The following is an 8,072-nucleotide window of genomic DNA, read 5'->3' as shown; positions in this document are numbered from 1 at the left end:
TTGTCGGTAACTGATGCCCAGCGGGCTGTGCTTGAGGGGTGGGTGCGTCGGCGTACGACTGCTCAGGCACTGGCTCAGCGGTCGCGGATCGTGCTGGAGTGCGCCGAGGGACACTCGATCATGGAAGTGTCGCGACGTCTGGGCGTCGCCCCGGATACGGTCCGCACCTGGCGGCGACGTTTTCTCGAGCGTGGTCTGGACGGCCTGTGCGACGACCCGCGGCCGGGTGTTCCGCGCAAGATCACCGACGCGGACGTGGAGCGGGTGATCGTCACAACACTTGAGGAGACACCGAAGAACGCCACCCAATGGTCGACCAGGTCGATGGCGGCGGCCACGGGCATGTCACAGTCGGCGATCTCGCGGATCTGGCGGGCGTTCGCCCTGGCCCCGCACCGCACGCAGACGTTCAAGCTGTCCACGGACCCGCTGTTCATCGACAAGGTCCGCGATGTCGTGGGGCTCTACCTGGATCCGCCGGAGAAGGCCCTGGTGCTGTGTGTGGACGAGAAGTCGCAGATTCAGGCGCTGGACCGGTCCCAGCCGGTCTTGCCGATGATGCCCGGCGTCCCCGAGCGCCGCAGTCACGATGATGTCCGGGCCGGCACCACCACCTTGTTCGCCGCTTTGGAGGTGGCGAGCGGGAAGGTCATCGGATCCCTGCACCGTCGGCACCGGGCAGTGGAGTTCAAGAAGTTCCTGGCCAGGCTCGACAAGGAGGTGCCGGCCGGCCTCGGCGTGCATCTGGTCTCGACAACTACGCGACCCACAAGACGCCCGCGGTCAGGAAGTGGCTGCTGGCGCACCCGCGCTTCCACTTGCACTTCACGCCCACGAGCTCGTCCTGGCTGAACTTGGTGGAGCGGTGGTTCGCAGAGCTCACGCAGAAGAAGCTCAAGCGTGGCGTCCACCGCTCCGTCCAGGCTCTCGAATGCGACATCCGGGCATGGCTGGCCGACTGGAACGAACACCCGCGACCGTTTGTCTGGACGAAAACCGCCGACGAGATCCTGGACAAAGCCGCAGCCTACTGCCACCGAATCTCTGACTAAGGTCACTAGGGCACGCTCGTGCGCCACGCTCAGGCCACCGTAGCGAGTTCCCGGGCCGGCTGCGTCTGCTCGTAGGCGTGGCCGACCCGCAGGAGCGTGGGCTCGCCAAGGGGACGGCCGAGCAGCTGCATGCCGATCGGCATGCCGACCGAGTCGTGGCCGACCGGAACGGTCAGGGCGGGCACCCCGGTGATGTTGGCGGGGGCGGAGAGGCGCACGTAGGCGTCGGAGACGCCCTCGACCGTGCCGTCGGGCCAGCTGACCGTCGCCTCGTCGGCGCCGACCGCGGGCATCGGCACGCTCGGGGCGGCGATCACGTCGACCTGGTCCAGCAGCCGGGCCCACTCGGCGCGCATGAGCGTGCGGGTGCGTTGCGCGCGTACGTAGTCCCCGGCGCTCATCAACTCGCTTGCCTCCAGGAGGATGCGGACGTCCTCCTGGTACATTTCGGGGACCGTGCGCAGGCTGCTCTCGTGGTAGGCCCCGGCCTCCGGCACCATCAGGCCCCACTGGGTGGCCTGGATGTAGCGGGTCATCGGGATGTCGACCTCGACGAGCCGTGCGCCCAGGGTTTCCAGCTGCCCGATGGCGTGCCGGACGGCGGTCTCCACGCGCGGGTCGACGTTGTCGAAGTAGTAGGTGCGCGGCAGGCCGATGCGAAGCCCCGTCAGGTCCGCGCCGGCACCGGGCCGGTAGTCAGTGGCGGGCACGGACAGCGAGGCGGGGTCGCGCGGATCGTGTCCGGCCAGCGCGGTCAGGACCAGGGCGGCGTCCTCGACGGTGCGGGTGATCGGGCCGACGTGGTCCAGCGACCAGGACAGGGAGGTGACGCCGTGGCGGGGGACGAGGCCGTAGGTCGGTTTGAGGCCGACGACCCCGTTGAGCGCGGCGGGCACCCGGATCGACCCGCCGGTGTCGGTGCCCAGGGCGAAGGTCGCGGTGCCCGAGGCGACAGCGACCGCGGAGCCGCCGCTGGAACCACCGGCGACCCGGCCGCGGTCCCAGGCGTTGCGGGTCTGCGGAGTGGTCAGGCCGAACGCGAACTCGTGGGTGTGGGTCTTGCCGAGCAGGACCGCGCCGGCCGCGCTCAGACGCGCGGCGACCGTGCTGTCCGCCGTCGCGCGATGGTCGGCGCGCACCCGGGAGCTGGCCGTGGTGGCCATCCCGCCGACGTCGATCAGGTCCTTGAGTCCCATCGGGATGCCGTGCAGCGGTCCCCGATAACGGCCGTGCGCCGCTTCGTGTTCGGCCTCGCTCGCCGTCCGGCGTGCCTGCTCCGCGGTGACCGTGACGTAGGCGCCGAGGTGCGGTTCCACTTTCTCGATGCGATCGAGGACGGAGTCGACCAGTTCGACGGGGGAGAGTCGCCGGGCACGGATCGCGTTCGCGGCGGTGGCGAGGGACAGCTCATACGGCTGCATCGTGCGGCTCCTGTCCGGCGCGGTAGGCGGCGGCGGGCGGGACGTCCGCGAAGTCCAGCTCGCGCAGGACCGCGACGACGCCGTGGATGTGGTTGGCGACGGTGGCGACCGCGGCGTGGCGTTCGGCGGGCAGCACAAGCCCGGCGCGGGCGGCCCAGCGGGCGGCCTCTGGCGGTGTGAGTTCGACGGCGGTCATGGACCTTCTCTTTCTCGGTCGAGGGTGGAGCGGCGGAGTACCCGAAGGCGCTAAAGGCCAAGGATTGGCGTCAGGTGACTGCAGGTGCCACGACTGCTCGGTGGCGCGGCTGTTCGGTGGCCCGCGCGTGGGCCACCGAACACCGCCGGGCGCGGGGCACCGGTCGCGTGGTCAGGCCCCGGTGGCCGGGATCTCGCCGCCGTGCTCGGCGAGCAGCCGGTAGCGGCCGTTCTCCCGGCGGACGGTGCCGGCCGTGGGCCGCGGGAAGTGGGTGCCCAGGAGCAGCGCGTCGGTGTCCGCTACGCCGTCGAGCAGCCGGGCGCGGGTGCGGATCGCCTGGACGGGGTCAACGTCGACGCAGCTGTGCACGTGGGGGTGGGACAGCTGCACGGGGTGGTGGATGCTGTCGCCGGTGATCAGCGCCCGCCGGTCGCTGCCGCGCAGTTCGACGGCGACCTGCCCCGGAGTGTGGCCCGGGGCGGGGACCAGGAGGACGCCCGGCGCCACCTCGTGCCCCTGCTCGGGCACGTTCACGAGGTCGTACTGTCCGGCTTCCCGGACCGGGTGGACGGAGTCGCGGAACATCCGGGTGCGGGCCTCGTCCAGGTCGGTGGCGGCCCAGTGGTCCCATTCGGTGCGGCTGGTGACGTAGCGGGCGTTGGGGAAGGTGGGGACCCAGTCCTCGCCGGCGAGGCGGGTGTTCCAGCCGACGTGGTCGGTGTGCAGGTGCGTGGTGATCACCAGGTCCACGGACTCGGGCGGGAAGCCGGCCGCTGTCAGCCGCTCCAGGAAGTCGGTGTCGAGACCGTTCCAGGCTGGGTTGGCACGGGTCTTGCCGTTGCCGATGCCGGTGTCCACGACGATCCGCAGTCCGCCGGCCTCCACCGCGAAGCTGTGGCTCGCCAGCCGTGGGACCTCGGCGTCGGCGAAGTCGGGCCGCAGCCACGACGCCTCGTCCAGCACTTCCCTGGTGGCGTCCGGCAGCAGCCACGGTCCGGTCTGGCGAGGCAGTTCGATCTCGTCGACGCGGCGTACGACGATGTCGCCAAGGCTCCATCCCGTGCTGGTGGCGGGGGTGGCCTGACGGGGGGTGGCGGTGCTCATCGGTGGGACCCTTTCGGTGGCGCTGGACGGTGCGGGCGGGGTGACGTGCTGTGGGAAAGGGCAGGCTCCGGTCAGGCCGTGCGCGGCCAGCGCGTGCCGCGGAAGCCTTAAGGCGAATGTTTTGCATTAAGTACTCTAGGTCGGCGCCACCCCAAAACGCAAACCCTTAGCTTTTAGGTGTCCGAGGGGGACCCGGCGCGACCGAGCGCCGCCGCCACCAAGCGGCCGGCGTACGCCTGGGACAGCTCCGAGGGGCGGAACAGGATCCGATACATCAGCGGGGCGACCACGACGTCCAGCAGCGTCTCCAGTTCCGGCACGGCCTCCCCGCGCCCGGCTGCGCGTACGCCGATGGCCTTCAATTGCTCGGCGGCGTAGTCGGAGCAGCGCCCCGCGTTGCCCTGCCCAGGGTCGCCCAGCAGGGCGTCGCGGATGTACGTGCGACCCGCCGTCGAGGACATCTCCTCGGCGAACTGCACGGTCCACGCCTCCAGGTCCGCTCGCAGGCTGCCGTGGTCGGCCGGCGGGGCATCCGGGCGCAGCCGCTCGACGGCCACGTCGGACAGCAGTTCCCGCAGGTCCCCCCAGCGGCGGTAGACGGTGGAAGGCGTGACCCCCGCACGGGCCGCGATCAGCGGCACGGTCAGCGCGTCCCGCCCCACCTCCGCCTCAAGATCACGGACCGCCTGGTGCACGGACTGCTGGACGCGGGCGCTGCGCCCGCCGGGGCGTGTGGTCGCTCGGGCACTCATGGGGACAGTCTAATGCGAAGAAATTGCGTCTGCCGGAACGGTCCGGCCAGAAGTGAAGCGGTCCTCGCACGCCGCCGGCCGTGGCGCGCGGTTCAACTCGGACGAAGCGGCCCGCGACCTTGGCCATCACCTCCCCGAGCACCGATCGCCACCGGTCAGCGTCTACGCTGTGGCTCGCGGCCACCGTCCGATCTTGAAGAGTCCACACACCTCGCCAAGATCACGCGGTGGCCGTTCTGGTTCCCGCCCCAAACGGCCCGATCACGAACTGCAACTGGAGTACTGCCAGGCGCTGCCACTACAGACGCCGCGCGACCGGTCACGAACAACCGCCGCATGACGGCACGTCAGCTCACTACACTCAAGAAGACGCCTCTGACCAGCGGCAATAGCGAACTGCAACTGGAGTATTAGACCGTGTCCTGTGTGGTGAGGCGGATCAGGCGCTTGTAGCGGCAGAGGGCTGCGGCGAGTCCGAGAAAGGCCAGGTAGTTGCGGGGATCGCGTTTGTAGCGGGGGCTGAGCCTGCGGTATCCGGTCAGCCAGGAGATGGTGCGCTCGATCACCCAACGACGGCGTCCCCATCGTTTGCTGGACTCGGTGCCTTTGCGTGCGCTGCGTACGCCGATCCGCTTGCCGCGGAGCCATTTCCGCAGGTGAGGTGCGTCGTATGCCTAATAGGCATCGTGAGTTGGTTGTTGGGCCAGCTCTGGCAGGGGTCGGGCGAGACGTCTGATCTGTATGCAGCGCCTGGGAGTGCTTCGACAAGAGGGACGCGAGGTGCGGCCCCTGCCGTCACAAGCTCGGTCGCCGTACCGTGCCGTCGTTCGAGCCATCCCCAGGGCTACCTCCTGATCAGCCGGAGCCGTAGAGCTCTTCACGAGAGCGAGGACCCTGGGCATAGCTGGGGCCACGGACGGCTGATGGGGTGGTGCGCCCGCGAGCGCTTCTATTAGGTCGCCGGGTGGTCCTGCTGCGGCTCGACGCCGACGGACAGTGACGGATTGAAAGGAGCGCGCGTTGCACGTGACCTGCGGTATCGATTGGGCCGAGGATCACCATGACGTGGCGGTGGTCGACTCCGATGCCCGGCTGCTCGGCAAGCTCAGGATCAGTGATGACGCGGCGGGTTTTCAGGACCTGCTGCGGCTGCTCGCGGAACACGGCGATAGCCCGGACGATCCGATACCGATCGCGATCGAGACCTCCCGTGGACTCCTGGTGGCCTGCCTGCGGGCCTCGGGCCGCAAGGTCTACGCGATCAACCCGATGGCCGTCGCCCGCTACCGCGACAGGCACGTGGTCTCCCGCAAGAAATCCGACCACCAAGACGCCGTCGTTCTGGCGAACATCCTGCGAACCGACGCTGAGCTGCACCGACCACTGCCGGGCGACTCCGACCTGGTCAAGGCGATCGCCGTGCTCGCGCGAGCCCAGCAGGACGCAGTCTGGGACCGCACCCGCGCCCACAACAGGCTCCGATCGCACCTGCGTGAGTACCACCCAGCGATCCTGGAGGCGTTCGCCGGCAAGCGCGAGCGGCTACTGTCACGGGAAGCCCGTGCGATCCTGGCGATCGCGCCCACTCCGGCCCAGGCTGTCCGACTGACCCGCAGTCGGATCAAGGCCGCTGTCACCCGGGCCGGACGCCAGCGCCGCATCGACGCCGAAACCGACCGGCTCCGTGAAGTGTTCCGCCAAAACCGGCTCCACCAACCCACTCTGGTTGAGCAGGCGATGGGACGCCAGACACTCGCCCTTCTCGCCCAACTCGAGGCGGCCTGCCAGGCATGCGACGACCTGGCGCGCGACACCGAGGAACTGTTCTTGCAGCATCCCGACGCGGAGATCATTACCAGCTTCCCTGGCCTGGCCGTACTCACCGGCGCGCGCATACTCGCTGAGATCGGCGACGACCGCACCCGGTTCTGCCAGGCTCAGAACCTCAAAGCCTATGCCGGTAGCGCACCGGTGACCCGCGAGTCCGGCAAGAGTCGCCGCGTCATCCACCGCCGCATCAAGAACAGTCGCCTGGCCGCGACTGGCCGGCACTGGGCGTTCGCCGCCCTCACCGCCTCACCAGGAGCCCATGCCCACTGCAACCGCAGACGAGACACCGGCGACCGATACCACGCAGCTCTCCGCGATCTGTTCAACCGCATGCTCGGCCAACTCCATCACTGCCTGACGCACCACCAGATGTTTGACGAAGCCGCAGCCTTCGGCCACCCGGAATCGCCAGCACTCGCGGCAGCTGCTTGACCAGATAGCTGCATGGGGTGTCTTGTCAGCGTGCAGGCGTCGGGGTTTGAAGTACCGGCCGCGGTGGGGGTCGTGTCTCGTTTGGTGACCGGCGACCATCGGCTTCAGCCCTTCGCTGTCGTGGACGTTGGCGGCGGAGTTGCCGACGACCATGGGCAGTCCGTTCGCGTCCGGCAGGACGTGCATTGTGGAATCCGGCTTACCTCGGCCCACGGGGCTCGGACCTGTGTGTTCGCCCACTTTTCAGCCCTGACGTGGGCGGAATCCAGCACCACGCGGGTCACGTCGATCAGGCCGGCGTCGTCCAGTCGATGGAGGACCCCTCGTGCAGGCGGCCCCACAGAATCGCTCTGGACCAGATCAGAAACCGGCGATGAGCTGTGGACTTGGAAACTCCGAAGCACGGCGGCAACGCACGTCAGGCGCAGCCGCTGACCAACACGTAGACAATCGCCGCGAACAGCGTCTCATCAGGCGTGTCCTGCGTGCCGCCACCCTGCGGCCGCACCTTCGACGGAGGGATCAGCGGCTTCGCGATCTCCCACAACCCGTCTGGAACAATCCAACTCCACGTACCCCGCCCCATGTTCAGCCCAACGGGCCTCCGCCACATAGGACACGGTCTTAAGATCGTGTCCTACATGGTCAGATGGTCGTTGCCCGGGTCTTGGGGAGTGGGCAGTGGGGATGGATCGTGCCGGAGGGGCTCTGGGAGATCGCCAGGCCTTTGCTGCCGCTGGCACGGGTACGGCCGCAGGGCGGCGGGGTGGCCAACATCGATGACGAGGCGGTGTTCGCCGCCATCATCTACGTCCTGGTCAGCGGCTGTGCCTGGCGTGCTCTGCCGCCGTGCTTCGGGGCGTCGAAGTCCACGGTGCACCGCCGATTCCTGATCTGGTCGCGTGCGGGCGTCTGGGGACGGTTGCACCAGAAGGTGCTCGAACTGCTCGCCGGCCAGGGCTTGATCGACCTGTCCCGGGCAGTACTCGACTCCGCTCACGTCCGCGCCAAAAAAGGGGCGAACTTGCAGGTCCGTTGCCCGTGGACCGAGGCAAGCCGGGTTCCACAATGCACGTCCTGTCCGACGCGAACGGACTCCCCCTACGCGTCGGCCTCTCCGCAGCCAACACCCAAGACAGCCTCGGACTGAAGCCGATGCTCGTCCATTTCCACATAGGACACGAATCCTACAACGACCATTCCAAGCCCCAGCGACTGCATGCCGACTAACGAGTTGGTGCGTGATAGTGGGTGAGGGCGTCGTTGCTGGTGGGTGGCAGGATCT

General features: G+C 68.7%; 5 protein-coding genes and 4 pseudogenes. 3 read left to right on the top strand and 6 right to left on the bottom strand.

What is annotated here, in order from left to right; translation table 11 throughout:
• Window positions 1–1,052: pseudogene (locus IEZ17_RS41010) on the top strand (IS630 family transposase); the annotation flags it as partial.
• A 29-nt stretch (window positions 1,053–1,081) separates the two neighbouring features.
• Here the strand turns inward: IEZ17_RS41010 and IEZ17_RS41005 are convergent.
• The 5 genes and pseudogenes from IEZ17_RS41005 to IEZ17_RS40985 form a co-directional block, all read right to left on the bottom strand.
• A complete protein-coding gene (locus tag IEZ17_RS41005) occupies window positions 1,082–2,473 on the bottom strand; it encodes an amidase (RefSeq protein WP_189308729.1) in 1,392 nt (463 codons plus the stop codon).
• Entirely contained in the window at window positions 2,460–2,669 is a 210-nt protein-coding gene (locus IEZ17_RS41000) for a hypothetical protein (RefSeq protein WP_189308728.1), read from the bottom strand. Before IEZ17_RS41000 ends, IEZ17_RS41005 begins: the two co-directional genes overlap by 14 nt.
• 171 nt (window positions 2,670–2,840) lie before the next feature.
• The gene (locus IEZ17_RS40995) at window positions 2,841–3,773 is read right to left on the bottom strand and encodes an MBL fold metallo-hydrolase (protein WP_189308727.1); all 933 of its coding nucleotides are present in this window, start codon (window positions 3,771–3,773) and stop codon (window positions 2,841–2,843) included.
• A 173-nt stretch (window positions 3,774–3,946) separates the two neighbouring features.
• A complete protein-coding gene (locus IEZ17_RS40990) occupies window positions 3,947–4,525 on the bottom strand; it encodes a TetR/AcrR family transcriptional regulator (RefSeq protein WP_189308726.1) in 579 nt (192 codons plus the stop codon).
• Between the two features lie 410 nt (window positions 4,526–4,935).
• Window positions 4,936–5,199 (bottom strand): annotated as a pseudogene (locus IEZ17_RS40985) (transposase); the annotation flags it as partial.
• A 346-nt stretch (window positions 5,200–5,545) separates the two neighbouring features.
• Here IEZ17_RS40985 and IEZ17_RS40980 point away from each other — a divergent pair.
• The gene (locus tag IEZ17_RS40980; RefSeq protein WP_189308725.1) at window positions 5,546–6,787 is read left to right on the top strand and encodes an IS110 family RNA-guided transposase; all 1,242 of its coding nucleotides are present in this window, start codon (window positions 5,546–5,548) and stop codon (window positions 6,785–6,787) included.
• A gap of 21 nt (window positions 6,788–6,808) precedes the next feature.
• Here the strand turns inward: IEZ17_RS40980 and IEZ17_RS40975 are convergent.
• Window positions 6,809–7,373, bottom strand: a pseudogene (locus tag IEZ17_RS40975) (IS5 family transposase); the annotation flags it as partial.
• An 81-nt stretch (window positions 7,374–7,454) separates the two neighbouring features.
• Here IEZ17_RS40975 and IEZ17_RS40970 point away from each other — a divergent pair.
• Window positions 7,455–8,014 (top strand): annotated as a pseudogene (locus IEZ17_RS40970) (IS5 family transposase); the annotation flags it as partial.
• Window positions 8,015–8,072: the final 58 nt, after the last annotated feature.

The sequence above is a fragment of the Streptomyces albospinus genome (genome assembly GCF_014648695.1).
In the GTDB taxonomy this organism is placed as follows: domain Bacteria; phylum Actinomycetota; class Actinomycetes; order Streptomycetales; family Streptomycetaceae; genus Streptomyces; species Streptomyces albospinus.
Note: the sequence above shows the minus strand (reverse complement) of the source record. Positions and strands in the feature narration are given on the sequence as shown.

Bases quoted from the DNA above. Each gene is read 5' to 3' on its own strand.
- IEZ17_RS41000 (WP_189308728.1), bottom strand. From the start codon at position 2,669: ATGACCGCCGTCGAACTCACACCGCCAGAGGCCGCCCGCTGGGCCGCC.
- IEZ17_RS40990 (WP_189308726.1), bottom strand. From the start codon at position 4,525: ATGAGTGCCCGAGCGACCACACGCCCCGGCGGGCGCAGCGCCCGCGTC.
- IEZ17_RS40995 (WP_189308727.1), bottom strand. From the start codon at position 3,773: ATGAGCACCGCCACCCCCCGTCAGGCCACCCCCGCCACCAGCACGGGA.
- IEZ17_RS41005 (WP_189308729.1), bottom strand. From the start codon at position 2,473: ATGCAGCCGTATGAGCTGTCCCTCGCCACCGCCGCGAACGCGATCCGT.